Raw genomic sequence first — 25,600 nt, 5'->3', positions numbered from 1 at the left:
TCTCATACTAGCTCCCATTGCATGCCACATCTTAAAAAGATGGAACCCTGCCTCTAATCAGGGTGTAAATTATATTTCGATAATTCACACTAATAAACACTGCCGCTTATCTTCCTTTTAATGAATCAAAGGATTTGTTATGTCTGTTCTGAGAGTCCAATTTCATTATCTTCTACATTATATCATATTCTTTTAATAGTACAAGAAATAGCAAAATATTTAATAATCCTTAAGAAAATTGTAAAGAACATAATATTTATAAAGATTTTTTTCTTACATTGTGGTATAATATCCACGGTAAGCGGATTAGTCCAAAGAAAAGGAGGCAACTTTGTGCTTGCACTATAAGTTGACTATTTTTCTTTGGATAAGCGCAGCGTGAATGAGAATGCACTGCATTCGAATTTCTAATCCGCTTACCAGAACCATCAAAAGAAGGAGGCAACTTTGTACTTGCACTATAAGTTGACTATTTTTCTTTGGATAAGCGCAGCGTGAATGAGAATGCACTGCATTCGAATTTCTAATCCGCTTACCAGAACCATCAAAAGAAGGAGGCAACTTTGTGCTTGCACTATAAGTTGACTATTTTTCTTTGGATAACATAAACATTTAAAATCAGCCGGGAGGGCTTTATGAAAACAATACTTGTAGGCTTATTTTTACTTATCTTTTTTATTATCAGTATACCCTTATTTTTGATTGAAACCATCATTGGAAAAATAAATCCTCATATGAAGGTGAAATCTTCTCAAGCAATTGTAGTAGGCGCTTTTAAAATTATACTGTTTATTTGTGGCATAAGAAAGACAGTTATCGGATTAGAGAATGTTCCAAAAGACAAAGCGGTACTGTACGTAGCCAATCACAGAAGTTACTTTGATATCCTGATTGGATATACTACGGTTCCTAACTTAACGGGTTTTGTTGCCAAAAAGGAAATGTCAAAACTCCCGTTTATCAGCATCTGGATGCGCTACCTAAACTGTCTGTTTTTAGACAGGGATAACGTACGGGAAGGCTTAAAAACAATCCTGCAGGGTATAGAATTGATAAAACAGGGGTATTCTGTTTTTATCTCCCCGGAAGGCACCCGAAATCAAGGGAAGGAAATGCTGCCCTTTAAAGAAGGCAGTTTAAAAATGGCAGAAAAGTCAGGATGTCCAATCATCCCGGTATCCATTAACAATACCGATACTATTTTTGAAACCCATCTTCCTTGGATACGAAAAGCCCATGTAGTTATTGAATATGGAAAACCTGTTTATCCTGACGAACTAGATAAGGAAACACGCAAATTTATCGGTTCTCATATACAAAACATTATCAAGGAAACCTTAGAAAAGAACGAGCCTCTGGTGTAATACTCAGTCTTGAACTTTTAAATATTTAATGATACAATATTACCATTGCATGCAAAAGGAAGGAGGTACATACGTGAAAACCGCTGTTATTATTATATTGATTGTTTTGGCTGTTATTCTCGCCGCATTCATCGGTTTAATGATTTATGGAAGAAAGCTCCAGAAGAAATCCGAGGAGTCCCAGGCACAGATGAAAGCTGGTGCACAAACAGTTTCTATTTTAGTTATAGATAAAAAAAGGATGAAGCTTAAAGAAGCAAATCTTCCCAAAATAGTTGTTGACCAAACTCCAAAATATCTGCGCGGCTCAAAGGTTCCCATTGTGAAAGCAAAAATCGGACCAAAAATCATGACTTTAATGTGTGATGATAAGGTATTTGATTTGATTCCAATTAAAAAAGAAGTTAAAGCAGTTATGAACGGTATTTATATTATGGACGTTAAAGGTCTTCGCTCTAACTTAGATGTAAAACCAGAAAAACAAAAATTCTTTCAAAAAATTAAAAATAAATTAAGCAATAAAGAAAAAGCTTAGATAAAACGAAGAGTCTGTCTCATAACCCGGGCAAGCCAAAGGGCATATCCACGGAATGAGAAAGACTCCTTTTCATTTTAACATTCATCTGTATGCTCTAGTGCTATCTGTACTTGCACTGTTCTATTTCTTTCAGCTTTCCTGTTGTTTTTTGGAAGTTAGTTTAATTTGAATCTGACAATCTGACACAAAGGAATAGTTTATGTCAAGACCATAGTTAATGTCTGCTATAATCTTATCTTCTTCTTCATGTACTTCTATTTGGTTTGTGTAGATGCCTATCTGTAACTCACCAAAAGGAGTCTGATAATAGGTGGTATTCTTTTTATTCGTTTCAAAAACCATATGAACGTTGTTGGCACCTCTTTTAATAATATCAATCTGATTATCTGTAATTTTAATGGTACAGTTGGTTACACCAGCCACCTCTTCTAAAATTTCTTCATAAAGTACATAATGTTTACCATTTTTATTATAATACTCACCAACAGAGATTACTTCTACCGCTTCATCCTTATCGATTTCATATTGAAGTCCAGATATTGACACCAGTACATTTTTTTTCATTCTTATACCCTTTGCATATCACAGGCTTGTCTGTGATACTGCCTTTCTTGTCCTAAGTTTACTTACAACCAGCTATTATACCTCTTAAATTAATGAATCCGCAAAACTTTCAATATTAATATCCTTTGTTTCCACTACTTCACAGGGAAGAATCGTATTGGCAAATTTCTGAAATTTTTCCGCACCATCACTTACATAGAATTTATGTTCTCCTGCTGTTGCCGTACTTTCAATTCCTTCTTTTTCGAGAACCTTCTTTAATTCACGTGCTGTTTCATAAGCAGGATTTACCAATGTGACATTATTACCAACAATATCTCCAATGGTATGACGTATCAATGGATAGTGAGTGCATCCCAAAACTAAAGTATCAATATCATAACTTAATAGTTCCTTTATATATCTTTTTGCCACCTCCACAGTTACAGGGTCAGTAAGCCAGCCCTCTTCCACCAACGGAACAAATAGAGGGCAGGCTTTACCGTAGACGTTTACCGTAGGGTTCGTTTCACTTAAGTAAGTATTATAGATACCACTGCTTATAGTACCTTCCGTTCCTATTATACCAATATTTCCATTTCTAGTTGCCTTTGCTGCAATCCTTGCCCCGGGTTTTACCACTCCGATTACCGGAATAGATACCTCAGATGCAACTGTCTCTAATGCAAAAGCACTGGCTGTATTACAGGCTATTACAATAGCCTTAACATTTTTTGTCTGTAAAAATCGAACAATTTGTCTTGAATACGTTATAATAGTCTTTTTTGATTTGCTTCCATAAGGTACTCTGGCTGTATCACCAAAATATATAATCGTTTCGCCCGGAATCTGTCTCATAATTTCTCTGGCTACCGTTAAGCCGCCGATTCCTGAATCAAACACACCGATTGGCGCACTACTGGCCATCGTTTTCGCCTCCTGCCTCTGCTGCCCTTGCAAATGCCAACTGCAATAACTTTTCAATCAACTGAGGCTTGCCAATGCCTTTGGCTTCCCATAACTTAGGATACATACTGATTGCTGTAAAGCCGGGCATCGTATTTATTTCATTAAATATAACTTCTCCATCGTTTATTACAAAGAAATCAACGCGGGATAAACCATACCCATCTACAGCTTTAAAAATCTTAACTGCGAAATCCCTTACTGTCTCAGTAGCATTGCCCGGCAATTCCGGAGATATAATGGTTTTGGACTCTTCATTGTTATATTTTGCATCGTAATCGTAAAAATCCGCTGCTGCAATGATTTCTCCTACTCCTGAAGCTCTTGGTTCATTACCGCCAAGTACTGCACATTCAATTTCACGTCCGATTATAGTCTCTTCAACAAGAATTTTACGGTCATGTTCCGCTGCTGCATAAAGACCTGCTATTAATTCTTCCCGGTTCGTTGCTTTTGATACACCTCTAGAAGAACCGGCATTAGAAGGTTTGATAAATACCGGATAGGGGAGAACACTTTCAATTTTTTCTGTTACCTTATGTATTTGCTCCAGTTCCTTTTTCAGAACGGCTGCATATTTTGCCTGACGTATTCCTAAGGAATCTGCAATGATTTTTGTAAACAGCTTATCCATGGATACCCCGGAAGCCACCACTCCACAGCCTACATATGGAATTCCTGCAAGCTCTAAAAGCCCCTGAACAGTACCGTCTTCACCATTCAACCCATGAAGTACAGGGAATACAACATCAACTTTTTCTATGTTTACCTTATTACCCTCCAGAAATAATACTGCTTTTTGTGTGGCATCTGGGGATATAACCGCTGTTGTTGTTCCGTTTTTCCACTTCCCGGAAGTAATATCTTCAATGGAGTTTACTTTAATCCATTTCCCTTCCTTTGTAATACCGACTATGATAACCTCATATAAATCTCTATTTATATTTGAAATAATAGTTTTTGCCGAAACACAGGAAACCTCATGTTCTGAAGACCTGCCGCCAAATAAAACTGCCACTGTTTTTTTATTCATAATAAGTATCCTTTCTTTTTAGCTTAAAACACATGATTTACATAAGCTTATGGCTATCAGAAAAAATAGCCCAGTCACTTAAGCTATGGAATCAAAATACTTACACTATATTTATTATTGTTTGAAACACTTTATTCATTTTACTATTTATTTGTGGAACATTCAATAGCTAACTTACAATCCTCTCCTGTTTTTAATTTTACAAAAATTAGATGTTTTACTTACTATAAATAATCTGTTTCAGTTTGTTTAAGTCTTTCAATCATGTCAATACTTAAAATATTCCAATACATAGCACTGTTAGTTCTCAAAGATTTTATATTTTATAATAGAAAAAAACTTAGCTGAATTTCAGCAGAACGGAGTATTTATGACATTAAAAAGCACTCTACAAAAGATATTCTTACATAAAGATAATCGCTGGCTGGTAATTGCCTGTCTTCTGCTTAGTATTAGTTTTTTCTCCATCTATAACGTTATTGCAGCCCCTAAAAGTGCAGAAACACTTCAAAAAGGGATTGCTTCTGAAATTATACGCTTTCATGTAATTGCCAATAGTGATTCTACAGAGGATCAAGCACTGAAGTTAAAAATAAAGGCGGCGGTAACCTCTTATCTGGAGCCGCTCTTAAAAGATGCCGGCAGTACGGAGCAGGCAAGAGAGCTTCTAAAAAGCCAATTAACCTCTCTTAAAAGCCTGGCAGACTCCGTAATAGCAGAGAACGGCTTTACATATACTTCCAAAGCCTCCCTATCCAATGATTATTTTCCTTTAAAAGTGTATGGCGATTTGTCCCTGCCTCCGGGAGATTATGAAGCACTTCGCATTGAATTGGGGGAGGCAAAGGGCCAAAACTGGTGGTGTATCATGTTCCCACCTCTTTGCTTTGTCGATGCAACTTATAGTGTTGTGCCAAAAGAATCCAAGGACCAGCTTAAATATTTTCTTACGGAGGATGAGTATACCTCAATCCTCTCAACGAATAAGCCAAAAGTCAAAGTCAAGTTTAAATTAATATCTTTGGTAAAGGATTTGCTGGCAGATTAAAAGTGCACTATTGCAAATATGCTACCATAAGCATATAATCATAGTAATGTGCTGCTGTATGGCAATTGGCCTTACAGCACAAATGCTCAGTAATAGGTTTTAACAAGTGCTAAAATACATAAGGAGAACAGGAATACTTATGAATACAATCAGACTCAAAGCATTTGCCAAGATTAATTTAGGGTTAGACGTAGTGAGAAAAAGAGAAGATGGTTATCACGAAGTCCGCATGATTATGCAGACAATCGGCTTATACGATAAGCTGACCATAAACCGCTGTAATCATACAGGGGTAATCGTAAAGACCAATCTCCATTACCTTCCAACCGATGATAATAATCTTTGTTATAAAGCTGCCGCCTTAATTAAGAAAGAATATAACATAAATCAGGGCGTATCCATTTTATTGGAGAAAAAAATCCCTGTTGCAGCCGGTATGGCTGGCGGAAGTACGGATGCCGCAGCTACGCTGTTTGGCTTGAGCAGGCTGTTTGATTTAAAGCTTTCCAGAGAAAAACTTATGGAACTGGGATTAAAATTAGGTGCTGACGTACCTTATTGTATTATGAGGGGGACTGCCTTATCTGAGGGTATCGGTGAAGTCTTAACTCCTCTGCCTCACTTTCCTGCTTGTCACGTACTTATTGTTAAGCCTTCCATTAATGTATCTACCAAATATGTTTACGAACATTTAAAGCTTAATGAGACAATAAATCACCCGAATATAGATGGTATTATAAAAGGTATTGAACAAAATAATCTTTATACAGCAATTAGCGATTTCGGTAATATATTAGAAACAGTTACAATGAAAGACTATCCCATTATTGGAACTATTAAAGAAAAAATGCTGGAGTATGGTGCACTAGTATCTCTAATGAGTGGCAGTGGTCCAACCGTATTCGGCTTGTTTGATGATTTAAAGGCAGCAGAAAAAGCATTTTATCAATTTAAAATAAGTGAATTAAGTAAACAGGTTTTTTTGACAAATTTATATCACCCCGTCTATTAAATATCTCAATTAGCCAAGTATAAGACTATCATTTTATGTGATAGAAGTAGACGAAATCACCTTTATTTTGGTGATTTCGTCTACTTCCTTAAAAAAAGCAAAGAGTTTTGTACATACCTAAAGTTTTTACAATATAATTCCGATAATAACCATATCTAGTAAACTTATAATACCAAGGAGGGTACCAATATGGGAGTAAATGGAATTACTGCTTCTAATTACGGAAGCACCACTACTACACAGACTAAGAAAAAAACCGAGTCTGACACCACTATAAGTAGTACAGCTAATGAACCCGCTGCTGTATATGAAAAAAGCACAGAGGAAACTGTAAAAAAACCGGTTTATAAACAGGACACGGTAACCATTGCCCAGCTAAAGGCAGATGCTGAAAAACGTACAAAACAGCTTCGGGATTTAGTTGAAAAAATGATGTTGCAGCAAGGCCAGACCTTTGATGAGGCAACGATGTACCAACTGCTTCGTGAGGGTAAAGTAACTGTAGATGACGAAACAGCTGCGCAAGCAAACGCTGATATTGCAGAGGACGGGTACTGGGGTGTAAACCAAACTTCTGACCGCCTTATATCTTTTGCCAAAGCTCTTACCGGCGGTGACCCGGATAAAATTGATGCTATGGCAGATGCCATAAAGGAAGGCTTTGAACAGGCAAAAAAAGCTTGGGGCGGAGAACTACCAGAAATTTGTCAAAAGACTTTTGATGCAACGATGGAAAAGCTGGAACAGTGGAGAAGTTCTTCAAAAGAGAGTGCTGGAGCTAAATAAAAAACTCTTACAAAACGATTTTGTACATATAAAAAACGGTAGTTATCAAAATGTAAACCCGGTACTGCCAACTTCAAATTTACAAAGAAACAATTTAAAAACAATAGATTATTCTTAGTAACTGGTTTATATACAAAACAGAGCCGTTGGAACTTAATTTCCCTCGGCTCTGCTTATGTACATACATAACTTATTATATATATCGGTCTACCTTTTTTGTAATAATAAGTTTATCTCCAACCTTTACATTATCTTCTTCCAATCCGTTAATTTGTTTAATCCGGTCTATAGTCGTATAGTATTTCTTTGCAATGTTCCATAAAGTATCCCTGGCTTTTACAATATAACCCACAACACTGGGCATTGACTGAAGCTTCTCATAATCAATATCATACACTTCAATATCTGTAATAATAGGCTCTGTTACTGTATTGAAGACCATAGCATTTAAACCGATACCAGCCTTTACTTCTATCTCTTCACTGTCAAGCATCATAACACTCAATTGCTCCAATGCCGGCTTCACATTATAAATACTATTCTGATTTATACCTTTTGCTTCGATTAACTGATTAAAGGGTATAACCCCTTTCACCGAATTTAGAGGTTTATTATCATCCGGACATATGTACAAAATCTGTACTTCCAATACGCCGTTTACTTCCAGACCATTTTCTATAAGTTCAATATCATCCACTTTAATTTCACCGCTGGCATGGCAGATTTGAAGTATCTCGGGTTGATTCTGGGTTAGCCTGACACGATCATTGACCCTGACTTTACTGTTATTCTTCACTAACAAATCCTCATAATGTGCTTCTTTTAAAACCGGTACTAACTCTTTTGAAGGAGAATAAACATCGTTTAGTAATTCCAGTTCTTCTTCCTCATATATTTTTATCCCCATCTCAAGCACAACCTCAAGATCGATAATCCTCTGTTCTCCATCCGCATCAGGCATAACATCTAAGCTTTTACTGGCAATGGAAAAATTGATATTATCTATCATATCTTCCGTACAGCCATTGCATTCCACTATAGTGCTAAAAGGCAGTTCCGTCTCAAAATATTCAACCGGGGTTTCTTCATTTTCACTTGCATAAAGGATAAAGACGAGAATTTCACCCTTTTCAGAAAATTTGCTGTCCAGTAAACGAACCTCCGGATTTCTTAATTCAACTTCACTGTATAAAATCTCTGAGATGTTCCCCTTACCTGAGGGTAGGTGTATCTGGTCTTTTACCCGGTAGGTGTCTTTTTTGTCAACTGCTACATCGGTTACCGTAATACTTTTGTTAATAAACTGGATATCCTCTTCTCCGTCTACAGAAACTGCTGTTGCTTCATCGTACAAATCCTCCACTAGGACAGTCAACTTCACAATCGCTTTTACACTCAGCTTTCTGGAATTAATTAAACCAGTTGTCAAATCCTCCAGTTCCCAGTTAATTATTGCATCATCACCAGCGCAGGCATCCTCCAGATGAATTAATTCGTCAAAGGCCACTTCCCCGGACATGTTATTTACCGGTCTTGCATTTTCATCGCTCAAATACAAATCATTGAAACAAAGCGCACCTTTTACCATTAACTTACCATTTGACATTTTTACATCATTGATTTTAACTGAGCCTTGCTCTTTAATAATTTTATAAATGTCAGGTTTTGCATCAGGAACATTAAAATCATCGTCTAAGGTAAGCTGAAGACTGGTTTGACATTTCAATTTATTCATATGGATATTTTTCTTGATCAGTTCCACAAACTATCCCTCCTTGTCTTATACCATATCATATTCAGAAGGTATCCTTTTTATGAATAAATTAAATATACCGCATAAAAAAGCTGCTGCAAAAGGTATAAGCATACCTTTTGCAACAGCCAAAGCCTGTCTATTATAACTTAGCAGAGCATCATCTGCACATCTTTTGTTAAAACATCGGCATAACTAAATGACATTGTTTTTACCGTATCAGAACTGCCATCTTCTATTTTAATTAAAAATATACTTGGATATGTCTCAGTGATAATGCCCTCTGTAATATCCATTTTATTTCTTCCTCTATTCGCTTTGATTTTTACTCTGCTTCCCACGTGACTTATTATTTCTCTGCGAACCTTGCTGACATCTGCCTGTTTCATCATCATAATAGCCTCCTTAAGAGTAGTACATCTTTATATTAAGGTTTTAGACCAACTCTTCCACTCTAAAGATGTCTAAAATCTCTGAACATAAATATCCAAATTACAACCATAGTCACTATAACATGAATTTTACGGCTTGTCAACAAATTTTCTGACAACTCACAATTTTTACGAGACTTGTGTACAAAAAATGTGCCAATTCACTTTGTTATAAGTCAGTATTTATTGTTATTAATTTACAGAATTAATTTTAAATTTTTCCGCATTTTGACTTATTGCACAATAAAATTAGGCAATTTTAACATATCAAGGCAATAATCACCAGAATTTATTGATATTACCGGAGAAGCTGCTTTTAAATACAATACTCGTAATTTTTGTAAAATTAATAACCAAAAGCAGTCTCCAGCAAAAAATCTACTCAAACACTACACTTTTATCAATAAACTCCGTTTTAACTACTATGTAGGGATAGGTAAGGGCATTGGTTACCTGCTCATTCTCCGCCGGTCCAATTAAATTCGTATCAATATAAACAGCATTTGATGTTAAAAATAAATTGTCTACTGCTATGCTGTAACCTCCCGTGGGCTTTTCTCCATAACCTACCACTATGTATAAGCTGTCGCCATTTGCATAAGACATCTTAAAGGGTTCTTTTTTCTTTTCATTAATAATTTCCATAAGCTGCTCCGGTACATCTGCATCTTCTACAACGGTAAACTCCAAATCCTTAATTTTTTTAATATCTGTTTTTTCAGATTTACAACCGGTTAATAAAAAACTGCTTCCGACTAAGGCAAACAGCAGCACCCATATCTTAACCTTTCGCATAATGCCTCCATAGAATCTCCTTAGTTTATTCTATGTCTTATGTTATAAAATATACCAAAATAACCCAGAAACCTAACAGTAGAATACAACTGCTTTTGCTCCGGGTTATTCTTACAAGCCTTTTACTCTGACTTTATCATTGCGGGAAACGTTAGTTTGACATCTTCCTTATCATCCTTAACTTCTACCGTATAAGTTTTAGTAGAATAGCCGGATTGTATCAATGTAATGTAATGGGTTCCCACTTCTTTTGGAAAACTCACCGGTGAAGTTCCTTTAAATTGACCGTTAAAGTAGATAGAAGCTCCTTCCGGCTCCTCAACATAAATATAATTATTGTAAGATACCTGTTCATAATCCCCGCTGCCCTTCGATGTATCAGCCGGTTTATTCGTAGTTTCATCCTCATTTTCAGAGGTATCATCTGCATCTGTATCTTTCTTGGTTTCAGCCAAAGTGATATTAACGGTCTTCTCCTCTTCCTCTAAATTAAGAGTTCCTGTATATGTCGTATATCCACCAAGAGCCACCTCTATTTTGTGTTCTCCGTATTTAAGTTCAACTGCGTTCTCGTACTCTTTTTCCGTTCCATCAATTTTTAGTTCTGCTCCATATGGAGATATTATAAAATCTACTACTCCCATCTGAGCCTTGGGCTTTTTAAATTCACCCATATCCACTATAAATGACTCCTGAGGAATTACTGTTATAGTCCTTGTCCCTTTTAAGTTCCCATTTTCCAAAGTAATGTCATATGTTCCTTCCCGCACAATCGCGGTCATATCCTCTGTTACCGCAAGGGTTTCTCTGTTTCCAATATGCGCAATGCCACCGATAAAATCGTCATAATCCTTAAATATAAGAGTCCCATGACCCTTTACCACCTCGATGGACCATATAAATTTATCGTAGCCTCTTATAATCACTTCATCCTTTTCATGAAGGACATTTGCATCTAAAAGCTTTCCATCTCTGGTGACTACTGTTTTATCTGAGTAACGATATTTCGTATCCACAATATCAATGCGCTGTTCCAAGTCATAAATAGCCCAGTTGCTAACCCCTTTATATTCCCAGGCCTGGTTGGTTAACTGTACTTTTGTAAGCTTTAAAGTATCTGTATTATAAACAGCATCTACCATTACCCCAGAAGATAACTGGGCAACGGATAATACTTTTTCATATTTGTCCAAAACCTGAGTTCCGCCGCTATACCCTAGTATAATATCTTGTCCGGAATTAGTATCTAATAAAGTCATAGTTAAATCTTCTTTATTAATTTCCTTTACCACTGCTAGAAACTCTTTATTCCTCCCATCCTGTCCTTCATCAGAAGGTGGTATTGTACCATTTCCTGATGTTGCTGAAGAATTATGTCCATTTTGATTTGAGTCCTTTGCTGTAACATGAAACGCCATAACCAGCAGTATCACAAAAAAGGCTCCTATTAAAAAAACGGGAAAAATACCTACGATTCGTCTCTTATGTACTTTATATCCATACGTTTTATCTTCCAATGTTTACCTCCTGTAATAAGGCACATAACGCTCCTGTTACCCGGACTTGTTTACCAGGGTATATCACCACAGCAGGAACATACCCTGACGCTATGCCTTAGGGACTTCTCTTAAGGAATTTTTGACTTAATTAACCTCATTTTTACTATTATATTCGATTCTTAATCATTTCGCAACTGCCTTACTGTAACTCTAACCCAGTGTTGCTTCCAGTCGTTCCATAAATTTCTTCTTTTTTTCTTTCTGTTCCTGAATTCCGATAAGTTTTTGTATATTGCGCTGGGGAACCCAGGATTTCTTTCCATTATAATAAAAGTTTGTTATCTTCCAGAATTTTTCAGGATATAGAAGTAGTACATATAATAACTTAAGCTCATCTTTATCAATGGGAAGTACTTGATTATAGGTATCAAGTATTCTACTTCCTAGATCAATATCCCATTCATTCTTTTCCATAACCTTTCTAAGATACTGATATAAGTCTATAACTTGAACTCCCATACAAGCTTTATCAAAGTTGGTGGTTGCCATATTTCCGTTTACTTTTCCACGTAAACCAGCTGCTGAAAGGTATTCGGTTTGATAAGAAGGCTTCCAGTTACTATAGCCAATCTGATTGGTATTAATCATAATTACATTATGATAGGTGTAATTACCATGGCAGATATACTTATGCTCTATGGCCTCCTGCATTAAGGCTTCATAATTGGAATTCGTCAGAATCTCTGCTGCCTGCTGAGACTGTTCATAAAATTCATCATAACAATTCAAATAACATATTTCGAACTCATTTTTTTTTCGTTTTTCCCGAATATAGCCTCTGACACGTTTTAATTCACGGTTTCTTTTATCAAAAACTTCGGTAAGATTAGAATATGTACTCCATTCTGCCTGTTCTTTCGTTAAGGGTACCTCACGCAGCATGGAATGTAAAAGTGCCAGATTAGTTGTAGCATCCGCAATGTCTGCTTCATTTCTAAGATTGCATTCCTCCCCGGGAAACCAGTTTTTTAGTACAAACCGATTTCCGGCACCATCCTCTGTAATTAATTCACCTGCCGAATTCTTAATATATAAATCTACATAAGGGTAGTTTTGAACGGTTAGATACTCAAGAAGGGTATTCTCAAACTCGACACGACTTTTCGAACTCTCTAAGCTTTTCAATAGCTTGAGTCCCTTATCCGTCTCTACTATATATGCCCCCCTGATTCTGTATGTGTTGTAGATTTTTATATTATATTGTCTTAAAAGTTCTAGATTTCTATCCTCCATAGGAAAGCCTCCTGACTCAAACTATTGCACCGCTGCATAGGGGTGTCTCTTTTAATCCTATGATAAATGCACCTGATTCATGACAGGAAATGTAAGGATTTCAGATAAATTTGATATCAAAAAAGCTTTTCATTTGTATTTAATATCGACCGTATAGAAAAATATATCAACCTATAGTGGTAATAATTTATAAAGTGTTTTCATATACAACTCAGAATCATTCTAAATAGCCCGACGCCATCTTAAGCAGGATATCTCTGTCATTCAAGGATGGTTCTTCGATTACCTTAAGCAAAAGCTTTTCCAGAGTTTCACCTAGGATTACACCTGGTTTAAATCCTATGGAAATCAAATCTTTTCCGTTGATTTTTAACATTTTTAAACAAACACATTGCTTTTTACTTTTTATCTCATATAAAAGCTCCGATGCTTGTTCCAGTTTTTTACATTCACATTCCATATCGCTTGCATTTTCTGCCATCAAACCTGCTTTTTGCACTTCCAATAAGAGTTCCATAATATCAGCTCCTACCTGATATATTGACCTGCGTAACTTTGCAGCAGTTATAGGAATCGTGTACGTATTCCATAAAACAAGACGATATACAGTATCAACCGTATCATTATCAAACTTCAATCTTTTTAATATTTCTTTCGCAGTGGCAGCACTGGCTCTGTCCTGAAATATGAAATCCTCTTCTACTTCTATTTCTGAACTATCCCTTGGTACGGCAATCCTCCTAAGCAGCATCGCCCACTTAAGAATTAAAATTTCCTGCTTCGTATATTCTTTTTGTTCAGTTAAGTGCCCAAAAACTGTTTCTGTCTTATGGGAATTTCCCACTAATGCTATAGCTTTTAGGGTGTTTTGACCTACGGTTTCCTTTGGTAGAGAACCCACACTATCTCTTTCCATCATAGCATTAAATTCAGGAAGAATCGTTTTTGTTATTCCTGTGCTATAAGCGTCTAGTAGTTTTTCGGGATGGGGCGATAGGAGCAATTTGTTTAACTCCACACGGATTCGTTCCGCACTTATATGTTCCAGATTTTGCACCTTTTCCTTAACGGCTTGTATGGTTCCCTCTTCAATACAAAACCCCAGTTGAGCAGAAAAACGGACCGCTCGTAGAATCCGTAAGGCATCTTCTTCAAATCGCTCCACTGCACTTCCAACACAGCGGATAATACCGTCTTTTAAATCGTCTAATCCCCCGAATACATCTACCAAACCCTCTAATTCATTAAAAGCCATGGCATTAATAGTGAAATCCCTGCGTCTTAAATCTTCTGTCAGGTTTGTGGTGAATTCCACGCTTTTAGGGTGCCTGTTATCTTCATATTCACCATCAATCCGGTATGTTGTAACCTCATACCCCTCCTTATCAAGCATAACAGTAACCGTTCCATGTTGAATTCCCGTATCTATGGTTCTTTTAAATATCTGTTTTATTTCAAGAGGTTTCGCAGAGGTTGTTATGTCCCAATCCTCTGGTTCTTTACCAAGAATAGAGTCTCTGATACAGCCCCCTACCGCATAAGCATCATATCCATGTTTAATCAGCTCATTTATAATATAATCCACATTTTGTGGTAAATGTATCTTCATGTCAATTCCTTCCTGCATCTTCTCCCATAGTGTAACTGAAACTATTCCTCCTGAACATAAGTCCACGAAACAACTAGCTTTCAGACATCCCATAATCTATCTTTATATTATAGCCGAACTTTTCAGGGATAACAATTATATTTCATTAACGATAATTTGATAAATCGAATTCATCCACCTCGTCCCGCTTAGTTAGCATTACTGTACCATAGACAATTCCTGCAATAGATAAGCCTGCCAGTATAATTACCATGCCCGGCATCTGAAGAACCCGGTCCGTAAGGACATACTCAAGCAGAAGACCACTTATGTTTATAACCATGTGAAGCAGAATGGAACCTGCTATGGTTTTTAATTTATAACATACAAATCCAAAGAACATACCAATAATAAAGGCATAAATGCCCTGAACCAGATTGCCGTGATAAATACCAAACAATAATGCCTGCAATATATTTGCCACAGTGAAAGGTAATGCCCTGCGGGCTAACTTTAAAATAACTCCTCGAAAGATGAATTCCTCTGAAAAAGGAGCAATTAAACCAATATACACTGTGGATAACAGGGTATTTCCCATTCCTAGCTGCTCCATAACTTTAACATATGATTCAAACCACTCCGGCTTTAAACTAGCTAGAATGCTAAGGATAAAGGTTATACCAATCTGAAGGCCAATGCCTATAAATAGAATCGACATCAGATTCTTAGGCTTCTTAAATCTGCTATAATCCGTTCTTACTTCAGTTTTAGTAAGCAGCTTATACCAAATACCAAATACCGCCAAAGCCAACAGAGCAGATATAGCTGAAATTAACAACAATACCTCTACACTTAGTCCGCCTAAAATATATTTCGTGGCTATAACCGGATCTGTTTCCCCCATTGCAGCTAGTTGAAAGCCCTGAATGAGACCATAAATTATAAGTGTTCCTGTATATACTACCATCTGGATTCCATAACATACCAGTATTGGTAATATGGATATTATAATATTCCCAACCCTTTTCATACTTTGCTCTCCTATTATAAGTTTTAGTAATTTCGGCAATTGAAAATCCTTCTTTATAACAAGGATGTAAGTGAAATCACCAAAAAAGGTGCTATGTCACCCCATCAGAACCTGTTTTTGGTGCTTTCATCCAATTCCATAAAAATGGATATTCAATTGACTCAGTTTAGTAATTAACAAACGAAGGACTATTGGTAACAATTATACTTCTAATCTATCTTTATAACAATTCCCAATTCAAATAAATTTTTTTAAAAGCTATTGACAATATTACTAATTAGTAATATATTAATGGTATGGAAGACAACAAAACAAAATATGGTAATACAGAAGAACTTAATCTGAAAGCATTAATTGCCTTAAGCCGTTGCTCCCAAAGTGTTCATAAAAGGGAGTATAAGACAATAAAGGAAGGTGGGTTAACCGTTTCACAATTTGCAGTACTGGAGGTACTATACCATAAAGGCGACTTGAGGATTTGTGAGATTATAGATAAAATATTATCAACCGGAGGCAATATGACGGTAGTCATAGATAATCTGGTAAAGGATGGATTGGTTAGCAGATGCAGCGATCCTGCTGATAAAAGAGTGAATCTGATTCGGATTACCGATAAAGGAAGGGCCTTAATACAAGGTATATTTCCAAGGCATAAGGAAAATATTAATGAAATATTTTCGGTTTTAACAGATGATGAAAAAAGAAATTTAATAAGAACATTAAAGAAATTATCAGGTGTCTAATGTGAAATTGAAAACTAAAACAATTTCACACCCAGATTTAAGGCAGTGCCACATCTTAAGTAGATGCGGCATGCAGTGGGAGCTATATACACCTTAAAAAATAATCACATTGTACTAATTAGTAATATATTCACCATTAAATACCAAACAAATGAAACGCATATACTAACTTAAAGAATCAAATACTTTATTTAAAACAGGAGGAAAACCCCATGAAAGATTTTTATAACGCAGTTGAAGACAGACGCACTATATACGCCCTAAGTAAAGAAAGTACTATATCTGATGATAAATTAAAGGAAGTACTGGAGCACGCTATAAAACATACTCCCTCTGCATTTAATTCCCAAAGTACCAGATTTGTTTTATTAACAGGTAAAGAACATGATAAACTATGGGATATCGCTATAAATTCTTTGAAAGCAATTGTACCTGCTGACCAGTTTGCTTCTACAGAAGAAAAAATCAATTCCTTTAAAGCTGGCTACGGAACTGTTTTATACTTTGAGGATCTCAGCATAATAGAAGATTTACAGCAAAACTTCCCATTATATAAGGATAACTTTCCGGTTTGGGCACAACAGGCAAACGGTATGCATCAATATGTTGTATGGACCGCACTGGAATTAGAAGGTTTAGGAGCTTCCTTACAGCACTATAGTGAGCTGATTGAAGCAGAAGTAAAGAAAGCGTGGAACTTAAATAATTCCTGGAAGTTAATAGCTCAGATGCCATTTGGAAAACCGGTTGCCGGACCTTCTGACAAACAATATAACTCCTTAGAAGAAAGAGTTATAATATTCAAATAAGAATTTCAGAGGCTGCTTTCTAAAAGCAGCCTCTGATTTTATATTAGTATGCTTTTCCCCAGTAGACCATGGATTTGGCTTTTTTTCCACAGCATACACAGGTTTCAGTGATTTCCTCTTGTTCAAAAGGCATACAACGAGAAGTAGCGCCTGTTTCTTCTTTAATTTTATCTTCGCATTCCTTATCTCCACACCACATAGCCTTTACAAATCCCGGCTTAGTAGCAATTACCTCTTTGAACGCCTCATAATCTGCTGCTACAGAGGTATGAGTATCTCGATGCACCCTTGCTCTTTCTAACATATCATTTTGCATGGTGTTTAAAATCTGCTCCACTTCTTTTTCAAGGTCATCTAATGATACTACAACTTTTTCTCTGGTATCACGTCTAACAATTACTGCCTGATTGGCTTCCATGTCCTTCGGCCCGATTTCAATACGAATCGGTATACCCCGCATTTCCTGTTCACTGAATTTCCAGCCCGGACTTTTATCTGTGTCGTCTACCTTAACACGGAAAGCTCCTAACTTATCTTTTAGTTCGGCAGCTTTTTCAAGTACACCTTCTTTGTGCTGAGCAATTGGAATAACCATTACCTGGATTGGCGCGATTCTTGGAGGCAGTACTAGACCGCTGTCATCACCGTGCACCATGATAATAGCACCAATAATACGAGTTGATAGTCCCCATGAGGTTTGATGAACATACTGTAGTTTATTTTCTTTATCGGTATATTGAATGTCGAATGCTTTCGCAAAGCCGTCTCCGAAGTTATGACTGGTTCCGGATTGAAGCGCTTTACCGTCATGCATTAATGCTTCTATTGTATAGGTTGCCATTGCTCCGGCAAACTTTTCTTTATCTGTCTTCTTGCCTTTAATCATCGGTATCGCTAATATCTGTTCACAAAAATCTGCATATACATTGAGCATTTGAATGGTTCTTTCCTCTGCGTCTTCTGCAGTGGCATGTGCCGTATGGCCTTCCTGCCATAAAAACTCCACAGAGCGCAGGAAAGGTCTTGAGGTCTTTTCCCAACGTACTACAGAACACCATTGATTATATAATTTAGGTAAATCCCTGTATGACTGAATGATATTAGAATATAAATCACAGAATAAAGTTTCTGACGTAGGTCTAACACAAAGCCTTTCCTGTAAAGGTTCCAGCCCGCCATGAGTAACCCAGGCTACTTCCGGTGCAAAGCCTTCCACATGATCCTTTTCCTTCTGTAACAGACTTTCAGGTATAAACATAGGCATATATACGTTCTCGACACCCGTATCCTTAAATCTTTTATCCAATTCTTTCTGAATGTTTTCCCAAAGGGCATAGCCATTGGGCCTTAGTATCATACAACCTCTTACACTGGAATAGTCAACTAATTCTGCTTTTTTTACAACATCTGTGTACCATTGGGCAAAATCCTCATCCATGGAGGTGATTGCCTCAACTAATTTCTTTTCCTTAGCCATGATGATCTCTCCTTCTTAAAATTGTTTTAACCTACTGATATCAGTAAGTATAGAAAGGCATAAAAATAAGCCTTTCCTCCACAAGGGACCGAAAGACCTCGGCGGTACCACCCTAATTAACTGCCAGAAGCAGTTCTCCTTAAATACCGTTAACGCCGGCCTACGCTGTATTTTCATACAGTGCTCCAAGGTAGGTTCTATAAGGCTCTCCTGAGAATCTCACACCTATCAATTCTCTCTCTGGCAGGATAACATTTATATACTAATCCTCATCATCGCTATACTCATGATTTTATGTTAGTTATTACTTTTTGTCAAGTTGTATTATTCTACTGTTTAATGATTTTTCTATTTTTATTTTGCCACTAGTAGTCTCTTTTTAACCCTCTAACCTATATGAATCTTTTGTCTGCCTTGTATTAAAAGTAAAATAATAGTATAATCTACCATAAGATAGTATGACGGTATGGAGAACCGTAGAAAGCAAAACATATCATGCGGAGGTAACCTGTGAAAAAATATATTATGGCCTTAGACCAAGGCACAACCAGCTCAAGATGTATTTTATTTAATAAAAAAGGGCAGGCTGTGAGCATCGCGCAAAAGGAGTTTAGCCAAATCTATCCCATATCCGGCTGGGTAGAACATAATCCAATGGAAATCTGGTCTTCACAAATTAGTGTTGCCACAGAGGCAATGGCAAAAATAGGTACCAAAGCAGAAGAAATTGTATCAATTGGAATCACCAACCAAAGAGAAACCACCATCGTTTGGAATAAGCACACAGGTGAACCTGTATATAATGCGATTGTATGGCAGTGCCGCAGAACCTCTGATATCATTCTAAACCTAAAAAATGAGGGATATGATACATTGATTCGAGAGCGAACAGGTTTGATTCCGGACGCATACTTTTCAGGTACAAAAATCAGCTGGATTTTAGACCATGTAAGCGATGCAAGAAAGGAAGCTGAAAAAGGAAATCTACTGTTTGGAACCGTTGATACCTGGCTTATTTGGAAATTAACCAATGGCCGAGTCTTTGCAACGGACTATACAAATGCTTCAAGAACCATGTTGTTTGATATAAAAAGATTACAATGGGATGAAGAACTTCTAAAGCTTCTAAACATTCCTGCATCCATGCTCCCCGAAGTAAAACCTTCAAGCCATATCTTCGGACATACAGAATCAGGTCTGCTTGGCTCTTCAATTCCCATTGCGGGAGTAGCCGGTGATCAGCAGGCAGCACTCTTTGGACAATGCTGTTTTGAACAGGGTGAAGTGAAAAACACCTATGGTACCGGATGCTTTTTGCTAATGAATACTGGTAAAGATATAATTACTTCAAAAAATGGCCTGCTGACTACTGTCGCTGCCAGCGAAGCAGGTAAAATTCAATATGCCTTAGAAGGCAGCGTTTTTGTAGCAGGTGCCGTGATACAGTGGCTTAGAGATGAGCTTCAGGTTATTCGCACCGCCAGCCAGTCTGAAGAAGCTGCCAAATCTGTAGCGGATACCAATGGTGTATACGTAGTTCCTGCCTTTTCCGGTCTTGGAGCTCCTTATTGGGACCAGTATGCCAGAGGGACGATTGTCGGTATGACAAGGGGCTTTAACAGAGCGCATTTAATTCGTGCGTCCTTAGAATCCATTGCTTATCAGACCTACGATGTTCTAAAAGCAATGGAACAGGATTCCGGCCTGTTACTAAACACCTTAAAGGTAGACGGCGGAGCCTCTGCTAATAACTTCTTAATGCAATTCCAGTCAGACATTTTAGACGTCCAGGTATTGCGCCCATCCTGTATAGAAACGACAGCATTAGGAGCGGCTTATCTTGCCGGACTCTCTGCCGGTTATTGGAAAGACAAAAATGAAATAAAAGAAAACTGGGCACTCTCCCAAACCTTCGCCCCTATTATGAAGCAGGAAAAAAGAGAATTGCTTATTAAAGGCTGGCGTAAAGCATTAGGGCGTTCCTTAGACTGGGCTGATTAATTTAAACAAGTGTTCAAATTAGAAATGAATTTAAATTCTTTTACACTGTAGTTTAAGCATGGATTTTTTCATTTTGGACAAATTGCTAGTTCTATATAATAGTTAGTTTTTTGATGCCCAAATCCTAGCTAAAGCAAAAAGAAAGGAAGCAGGACTATGATAGAAAAGCTTAAGTTATACCTAACAGAAAAAGGATATCAAAATATTCGTGTTAATGTACATGGTATCTATCTGTATTACTTAAACGATAATTTTAAGATAAAACTTCTGCTTCTTTTAGACTGTCCCACCGGTGTAGAGTTTACCAGAGACCAGTACTTAAATATGAAGGAACAAATTTGTCATAATCTATCTGCAAAACACGATAAGATGATAGAAGTCCATACGATTTTTCTAACCAGTGCAACAAAAAAAATACGTGCCGTTGCAAGTGATGACAGCGACTGCTGGATTATTGATACCAACGACTACCGGCTGATATTATACGAAAACCATACTTCTGATTTTGCCGGTATCAGAGACGGTTTAGAGTTACTTTTATCAAAAGCTAGTCCTTATTATCATACGAATGACAATTCCGATACAGATGATTACCACGATGGGAAAGCTCGTCATGGTGGTGGAGAGGAGTACGGTAATCCGGTCTATGATAATACCGGCATAAAAAAGCCGGTATCCAGATATTTTTCCTTATGCAATACTTTTTTAGTTGCAACAAATATCCTTATCTTTATAATATTGGATTTTTTATCTCAAAGATACCATATGGAATCCTACGTTAATGGCGGTGCTCTATACTGGCCTGCCGTAAAATATTATAATCAATTCTACCGGCTTATTACTTATATGTTTCTGCACTCAGGCCTTGACCATCTTGTCAATAACATGATTGTACTTCTCTTTATCGGAGATAATCTGGAACGGGCAACTGGCAAATGGAGATATGTATTAATATATTTTGGTTCAGGAATTGTTGCAGGTATATCCTCCATGGGGTATAATATGTTAAAAAATATAAATGCCATTTCAGTTGGAGCTTCTGGTTCTATCTTCGGAGTTGTCGGCGCCATGGCATATGTTGTGGCTGTTAACAAAGGACGGCTGGAAAACATAAGTACCAGACAGATATTTATGTTTGTATGTTTTAGTTTATACGGAGGGCTTACCAGCCAGGGTGTAGATAATGCCGCTCATATAGGCGGATTACTGGCAGGTATTCTATTAGCCGCCATACTTTATAAAAGACCAAAGAAAAGGGACGTAGAAAGGGGTTAATGCCATGAATGTAAATATATATTACGGCGGGAGGGGACTGATTGAGGATCCCACACTCTATGTAATTAATAAACTAACTGAAGTTCTGACAGAAATCCGTGTACAGGTAGTTAGATATAACCTTTATGAAGAAAAAAATGGAATCGCCATGCTTCCTAAAACCTTGAAAGATGCAGATGGTATTATACTTGCCACTAATGTTGAATGGTTTGGTATCGGTGGTTTCATGCAGCAGTTTTTAGATGCCTGCTGGCTGTACGGCGATAAAGAGCATCTTAGCAAGTTGTATATGCTGCCCGTGGTTATGGCTAATAGTTTTGGAGAACGGGAAGCCGAGCTTTACTTAACAAAAGCCTGGGAGATTCTCGGAGGAATTCCTTGTAATGGCTTACGTGCTTACGTCGAAGATCATGTTGATTTCGAGACGAATCCAGCTTATACACAAATTATTGAAAAGCAGGCAGAGCTATTTTATAAAGCAATAAACCAAAAATCTAAAACACTGCCCCTTAGTAACACTGTCATGAGGAAAAACCTGTTAAAGAGCAGTACGAATGATTTGACGCCCCAGGAAAATGAACAACTCTCTATGTATGTCTCCGATGATACCTATGTAAAAAAACAAAAGGAAGATATCGAAGAGTTAGCTCAAATGTTTAAAGGTATGCTAGGCAATCAAACCACTGGTAATTCACTTGAATTTATTCAGAATATGAAAGATAACTTTCATCCTCAGAAAGATTTTGAAGCCTGTTACTCTATACATCTGAGTGATATAGACAAAACTCTTATTGTTGAAGTAAATGAAGCTCATTTGAATTGTTATTACGGCGAAAAAGCTGAAGTAGATGTAGCTGCAAAAACAACCAGAGATATCCTTGCGAAAATTACTGACGGACGTATGACGATGCAGCGTGCCTTTATGACTGGCGAATTAACCGCAAAAGGTAACTTTAAGACCCTAAGAACTTTTGATAGTATATTCCAGTTTAATATGATTTAACGCCTTTAAAAGAGTTTCAAAGGATTACCTCGGACAAGGTAATCCTTTGAAGATATAACAGGTTTTTGGAGTTGGGATATTATTTATGTTTATTTGTTTAGTCAAGCATAAATAAACGATATGTAGTACAATAATACTGTTATCCCGCTAAGGGAAGTTGGATGATAAAACTTGTTTTTTCCCTGGATGAATTAACATTTAATGTTCCGTCATGAGCCAAAATGATATTGGATGAAATGGCTAATCCCAGACCGGAACCTCCAGATTTGTGGGTAACAAATGGATGGAATATTGTGGGTAATAAGTCTGTGGGTATCTCTTCACCGTTATTATGGATGCCGATTGTTAGATGGGAGGGCTCCGAAACGGTACATTCTACGTTAATAAAGTTGCCTTTCTTGGTGGCTTCAAACGCATTACGAATCAGATTGTTAAAAACTTGTTTTATTTTAACTGGGTCTAAAGAATAACTAGTGTAGTAAGGAATATCTTTATCTGCTATGGTAAGCGATAGTTCAATACCGCTTTGTTCAGCTAGTGGACGAAAGTTGTTCAATACAGATTTTAGAAGTAGAAGGAAATTCGTATCTTGTTTTGATATGACCTCACTGTGGTTAAAATTACTATATTCCGTCAATAGGAGCTCCATTTCATTAATATCTTCCTTTAGTTGACCCCAATATTTAATATTCCCTACTTCAGGATGCGTAGATTCAATTAATTGGGAGGTACTTTTAATCAAGGTTAATGGATTGCGAAGCTCATGGGATATCTGCGAGGTCCGAAGTTTACACTCTTTTAAAGTCTTATTGATAAAGTAAGCAAAATCTTCGTTGGAATCAATTAATTCCTTTAGCTTTTGTTTTTCTTCCTTCGTAAACATTTTGTTCACCTCCTAAGCTAATATTAGCAGAATATGGATTATTATACAATATAATCTCATTTACAAGAAACGACAGTATATACATTTAAAATACTTTATCAGAGTTCCTAAAATTTAATATAAAAGAAACTAGTAAAAACACCATAGAACAGGAGGCAGAAATATGAGTAATAATTGTATATTTTGTAGTATTATTGGGAATGAAATATCATCAACCACAATATATGAGGATGCCGTCGTAAAAGTAATTACAGATATTTCCCCAGCGAACAAGGGACATGCCATCATAATCCCCAAAAAACATTTCAAAGATATTTTTGAAATGGATGAAGATACTGCTTCACATATCTTCACTATTGCATCTAAAATATCCAAGGCCATGAAAGAAGCCTTAAATTGTGATGGTATCAACATTCTTCAAAACAATGGTGAGGCTGCAGGGCAAACCGTATTCCATTTCCATATGCATGTCATTCCAAGATACTTAGATGATACCGTCACCATCTCTTGGAAAACAGGCAGTTACTCCCAAGGAGAAGCAGAAAAAGTAGCAGAAAATATCCGCAATAAAATGTAGAATTACACAAAGAAAAGCTGTCGTAAACCGTCTTTTATAAACGGATGTTCAACAGCTTTTTTTACATTTTTTTCCTTTGACTTCCAGTTATAGCGAAACTTCTTTAATAATGTGAATAATTGTCTCAATAGAGTTGTTCAGCTTACTTTCTGTCATAGTTTCGATATAGGAAGCTCGCTTCTCATAAACCGTCTCAACCGCCTTTAATAAGGATTCTGGTGTAAGAGTCTCTTCTTTTACAACATAGCTGTACCCCTGTCTCTCAAAGGATTCCGCATTCAAAATTTGATCGCCTCTGCTAGAAGCAGCAGAAAGAGGAATTAAAATATTCGGTTTTCTAAGTGCTAGTAGTTCACAGATTGCATTTGCACCAGCTCTTGATACAACCACATCCGCTGCATCCAACAAATCACTTAGTTCTTTTTTGATATACTCGAATTGGATATAACCTTGCATATTCTCATATTTATTATCTAATTTGTCTTTGCCGCAAAGGTGAACCACTTGGAATTTTTCCAGCAATTTAGGCAACACGCCTCTGACAGCTTCGTTCACCACAACAGAACCAGTACTTCCACCTACTACCAAAAGTACTGGTTTACTTCTGTTAAAGCCGCAAAAGTCAAGCCCTAGAATTTTATTACCGGAAAAAAGCTCCTGCCTAATAGGTGTTCCTGTAAGGATTGCTTTTCCCTCCGGTAAGTATTTAACCGTCTCTGGAAAATTAGCACACACCTTCTTAGCAGAAGGAATACTTATCTTATTGGCGAGTCCCGGTGTCATATCCGATTCATGAATAATAACCGGAATCTTTTTTCCTTTCGCTGCCAGTACAACCGGAACCGATACAAATCCGCCTTTGGAAAAAATAACATCAGGTTTTAATTTCTTAAGCAAGGCGGAAGCCTCAAAAAAACCTTTCATAACTTTAAAGGGATCGCTAAAGTTTTTAGGGTCAAAATATCGTCTTAATTTGCCGGAGGAAATGCCATGGTAGGGAATATCCAGCTCCTCTATTAAGGTCTTTTCAATTCCATCATAGGACCCAATATAATGTATGTCATATCCTTCCCGCTTCAAAGCAGGAAGCAGTGCTATGTTAGGAGTTACATGACCGGCCGTTCCACCGCCGGTTAAGACAATACGCTTCATT

At 37.0% G+C, this 25,600-nt stretch carries 24 protein-coding genes and 1 other annotated feature; of the genes, 11 read left to right on the top strand and 13 right to left on the bottom strand.

Annotated elements, in window-relative coordinates:
* Positions 1–635 precede the first annotated feature (635 nt).
* Positions 636–1,364: a lysophospholipid acyltransferase family protein gene (locus acsn021_RS00430; RefSeq protein ID WP_184093074.1), complete on the top strand. Its 729-nt coding sequence runs from the start codon at positions 636–638 to the stop codon at positions 1,362–1,364.
* A 73-nt stretch (positions 1,365–1,437) separates the two neighbouring features.
* A complete protein-coding gene (locus tag acsn021_RS00425) occupies positions 1,438–1,899 on the top strand; it encodes a hypothetical protein (protein WP_184093075.1) in 462 nt (153 codons plus the stop codon).
* 132 nt (positions 1,900–2,031) lie between these two features.
* Here acsn021_RS00425 and acsn021_RS00420 read toward each other — a convergent pair whose 3' ends face one another.
* The 3 genes from acsn021_RS00420 to acsn021_RS00410 form a co-directional block, all read right to left on the bottom strand.
* Positions 2,032–2,466, bottom strand: coding sequence for a DUF1934 domain-containing protein (locus tag acsn021_RS00420; protein WP_184093076.1), 435 nt, complete (start codon positions 2,464–2,466; stop codon positions 2,032–2,034).
* A gap of 84 nt (positions 2,467–2,550) precedes the next feature.
* A complete protein-coding gene (gene murI / locus acsn021_RS00415) occupies positions 2,551–3,372 on the bottom strand; it encodes a glutamate racemase (protein WP_184093077.1) in 822 nt (273 codons plus the stop codon).
* Entirely contained in the window at positions 3,362–4,444 is a 1,083-nt protein-coding gene (locus acsn021_RS00410; RefSeq protein ID WP_184093078.1) for a D-alanine--D-alanine ligase family protein, read from the bottom strand. Before acsn021_RS00410 ends, murI begins: the two co-directional genes overlap by 11 nt.
* 370 nt (positions 4,445–4,814) lie before the next feature.
* On the opposite strand from acsn021_RS00410, the gene spoIIR reads away from it, so the two are divergent.
* From spoIIR to acsn021_RS00395, 3 genes are all read left to right on the top strand, one after another.
* On the top strand, positions 4,815–5,492 hold the full coding sequence (spoIIR, locus tag acsn021_RS00405) for a stage II sporulation protein R (RefSeq protein WP_184093079.1): 678 nt from the start codon (positions 4,815–4,817) through the stop codon (positions 5,490–5,492).
* Between the two features lie 139 nt (positions 5,493–5,631).
* Positions 5,632–6,504 (top strand): 4-(cytidine 5'-diphospho)-2-C-methyl-D-erythritol kinase, encoded by an 873-nt coding sequence (gene ispE, locus acsn021_RS00400; RefSeq protein ID WP_184093080.1) that lies wholly within the window; start codon positions 5,632–5,634, stop codon positions 6,502–6,504.
* 189 nt (positions 6,505–6,693) lie between these two features.
* Positions 6,694–7,290, top strand: coding sequence for a hypothetical protein (locus tag acsn021_RS00395; protein WP_184093081.1), 597 nt, complete (start codon positions 6,694–6,696; stop codon positions 7,288–7,290).
* Between the two features lie 193 nt (positions 7,291–7,483).
* Here the strand turns inward: acsn021_RS00395 and acsn021_RS00390 are convergent, their stop codons facing one another.
* The 7 genes from acsn021_RS00390 to acsn021_RS00360 form a co-directional block, all read right to left on the bottom strand.
* The gene (locus acsn021_RS00390) at positions 7,484–9,052 is read right to left on the bottom strand and encodes a DUF3794 and LysM peptidoglycan-binding domain-containing protein (RefSeq protein WP_184093082.1); all 1,569 of its coding nucleotides are present in this window, start codon (positions 9,050–9,052) and stop codon (positions 7,484–7,486) included.
* 140 nt (positions 9,053–9,192) lie between these two features.
* Positions 9,193–9,438: a Veg family protein gene (locus tag acsn021_RS00385; RefSeq protein WP_243167875.1), complete on the bottom strand. Its 246-nt coding sequence runs from the start codon at positions 9,436–9,438 to the stop codon at positions 9,193–9,195.
* Positions 9,439–9,852: 414 nt separating this feature from the next.
* A complete protein-coding gene (locus acsn021_RS00380) occupies positions 9,853–10,269 on the bottom strand; it encodes a protease complex subunit PrcB family protein (RefSeq protein ID WP_184093083.1) in 417 nt (138 codons plus the stop codon).
* 122 nt (positions 10,270–10,391) lie between these two features.
* The gene (locus acsn021_RS00375; RefSeq protein WP_184093084.1) at positions 10,392–11,786 is read right to left on the bottom strand and encodes a PEGA domain-containing protein; all 1,395 of its coding nucleotides are present in this window, start codon (positions 11,784–11,786) and stop codon (positions 10,392–10,394) included.
* A 192-nt stretch (positions 11,787–11,978) separates the two neighbouring features.
* Positions 11,979–13,061 (bottom strand): protein kinase family protein, encoded by a 1,083-nt coding sequence (locus acsn021_RS00370; protein ID WP_184093085.1) that lies wholly within the window; start codon positions 13,059–13,061, stop codon positions 11,979–11,981.
* A 217-nt stretch (positions 13,062–13,278) separates the two neighbouring features.
* Positions 13,279–14,670 (bottom strand): CCA tRNA nucleotidyltransferase, encoded by a 1,392-nt coding sequence (locus acsn021_RS00365; RefSeq protein WP_184093086.1) that lies wholly within the window; start codon positions 14,668–14,670, stop codon positions 13,279–13,281.
* Between the two features lie 145 nt (positions 14,671–14,815).
* Positions 14,816–15,679: a CPBP family intramembrane glutamic endopeptidase gene (locus acsn021_RS00360; RefSeq protein ID WP_184093087.1), complete on the bottom strand. Its 864-nt coding sequence runs from the start codon at positions 15,677–15,679 to the stop codon at positions 14,816–14,818.
* Between the two features lie 296 nt (positions 15,680–15,975).
* On the opposite strand from acsn021_RS00360, the gene acsn021_RS00355 reads away from it, so the two are divergent.
* Positions 15,976–16,422 carry a MarR family winged helix-turn-helix transcriptional regulator gene (locus acsn021_RS00355; RefSeq protein WP_184093088.1) on the top strand — a complete coding sequence of 149 codons (447 nt, stop codon included), beginning with the start codon at positions 15,976–15,978 and terminating at the stop codon, positions 16,420–16,422.
* Positions 16,423–16,634: 212 nt separating this feature from the next.
* Positions 16,635–17,231, top strand: coding sequence for a nitroreductase family protein (locus acsn021_RS00350; RefSeq protein WP_184093089.1), 597 nt, complete (start codon positions 16,635–16,637; stop codon positions 17,229–17,231).
* 43 nt (positions 17,232–17,274) lie between these two features.
* On the opposite strand, the gene proS is transcribed toward acsn021_RS00350, so the two are convergent.
* The gene (proS, locus tag acsn021_RS00345) at positions 17,275–18,708 is read right to left on the bottom strand and encodes a proline--tRNA ligase (RefSeq protein ID WP_184093090.1); all 1,434 of its coding nucleotides are present in this window, start codon (positions 18,706–18,708) and stop codon (positions 17,275–17,277) included.
* 80 nt (positions 18,709–18,788) lie between these two features.
* Positions 18,789–18,993: a binding site (T-box leader), on the bottom strand.
* Between the two features lie 225 nt (positions 18,994–19,218).
* Between proS and glpK the strand changes: the two genes are divergently transcribed.
* The 3 genes from glpK to acsn021_RS00330 all read left to right on the top strand — a co-directional run bounded on the left by glpK (position 19,219) and on the right by acsn021_RS00330 (position 22,987).
* Positions 19,219–20,709 carry a glycerol kinase GlpK gene (gene glpK, locus acsn021_RS00340; RefSeq protein ID WP_184093091.1) on the top strand — a complete coding sequence of 497 codons (1,491 nt, stop codon included), beginning with the start codon at positions 19,219–19,221 and terminating at the stop codon, positions 20,707–20,709.
* Between the two features lie 156 nt (positions 20,710–20,865).
* The gene (locus acsn021_RS00335) at positions 20,866–21,984 is read left to right on the top strand and encodes a rhomboid family intramembrane serine protease (protein WP_184093092.1); all 1,119 of its coding nucleotides are present in this window, start codon (positions 20,866–20,868) and stop codon (positions 21,982–21,984) included.
* A gap of 4 nt (positions 21,985–21,988) precedes the next feature.
* The gene (locus acsn021_RS00330; RefSeq protein WP_184093093.1) at positions 21,989–22,987 is read left to right on the top strand and encodes an SCP2 sterol-binding domain-containing protein; all 999 of its coding nucleotides are present in this window, start codon (positions 21,989–21,991) and stop codon (positions 22,985–22,987) included.
* Between the two features lie 139 nt (positions 22,988–23,126).
* On the opposite strand, the gene acsn021_RS00325 is transcribed toward acsn021_RS00330, so the two are convergent.
* A complete protein-coding gene (locus acsn021_RS00325) occupies positions 23,127–23,870 on the bottom strand; it encodes a sensor histidine kinase (protein WP_184093094.1) in 744 nt (247 codons plus the stop codon).
* A gap of 163 nt (positions 23,871–24,033) precedes the next feature.
* Between acsn021_RS00325 and acsn021_RS00320 the strand changes: the two genes are divergently transcribed.
* Positions 24,034–24,447, top strand: coding sequence for an HIT family protein (locus acsn021_RS00320; RefSeq protein ID WP_184093095.1), 414 nt, complete (start codon positions 24,034–24,036; stop codon positions 24,445–24,447).
* Positions 24,448–24,534: 87 nt separating this feature from the next.
* On the opposite strand, the gene acsn021_RS00315 is transcribed toward acsn021_RS00320, so the two are convergent.
* On the bottom strand, positions 24,535–25,599 hold the full coding sequence (locus tag acsn021_RS00315; protein ID WP_184093096.1) for an undecaprenyldiphospho-muramoylpentapeptide beta-N-acetylglucosaminyltransferase: 1,065 nt from the start codon (positions 25,597–25,599) through the stop codon (positions 24,535–24,537).
* Position 25,600 lies beyond the last annotated feature (1 nt).

This window comes from Anaerocolumna cellulosilytica (genome assembly GCF_014218335.1).
GTDB lineage: Bacteria > Bacillota > Clostridia > Lachnospirales > Lachnospiraceae > Anaerocolumna > Anaerocolumna cellulosilytica.
The sequence above is the reverse complement of the archived record's forward strand: the minus strand, read 5'-3'. Positions and strand labels throughout refer to the sequence as shown.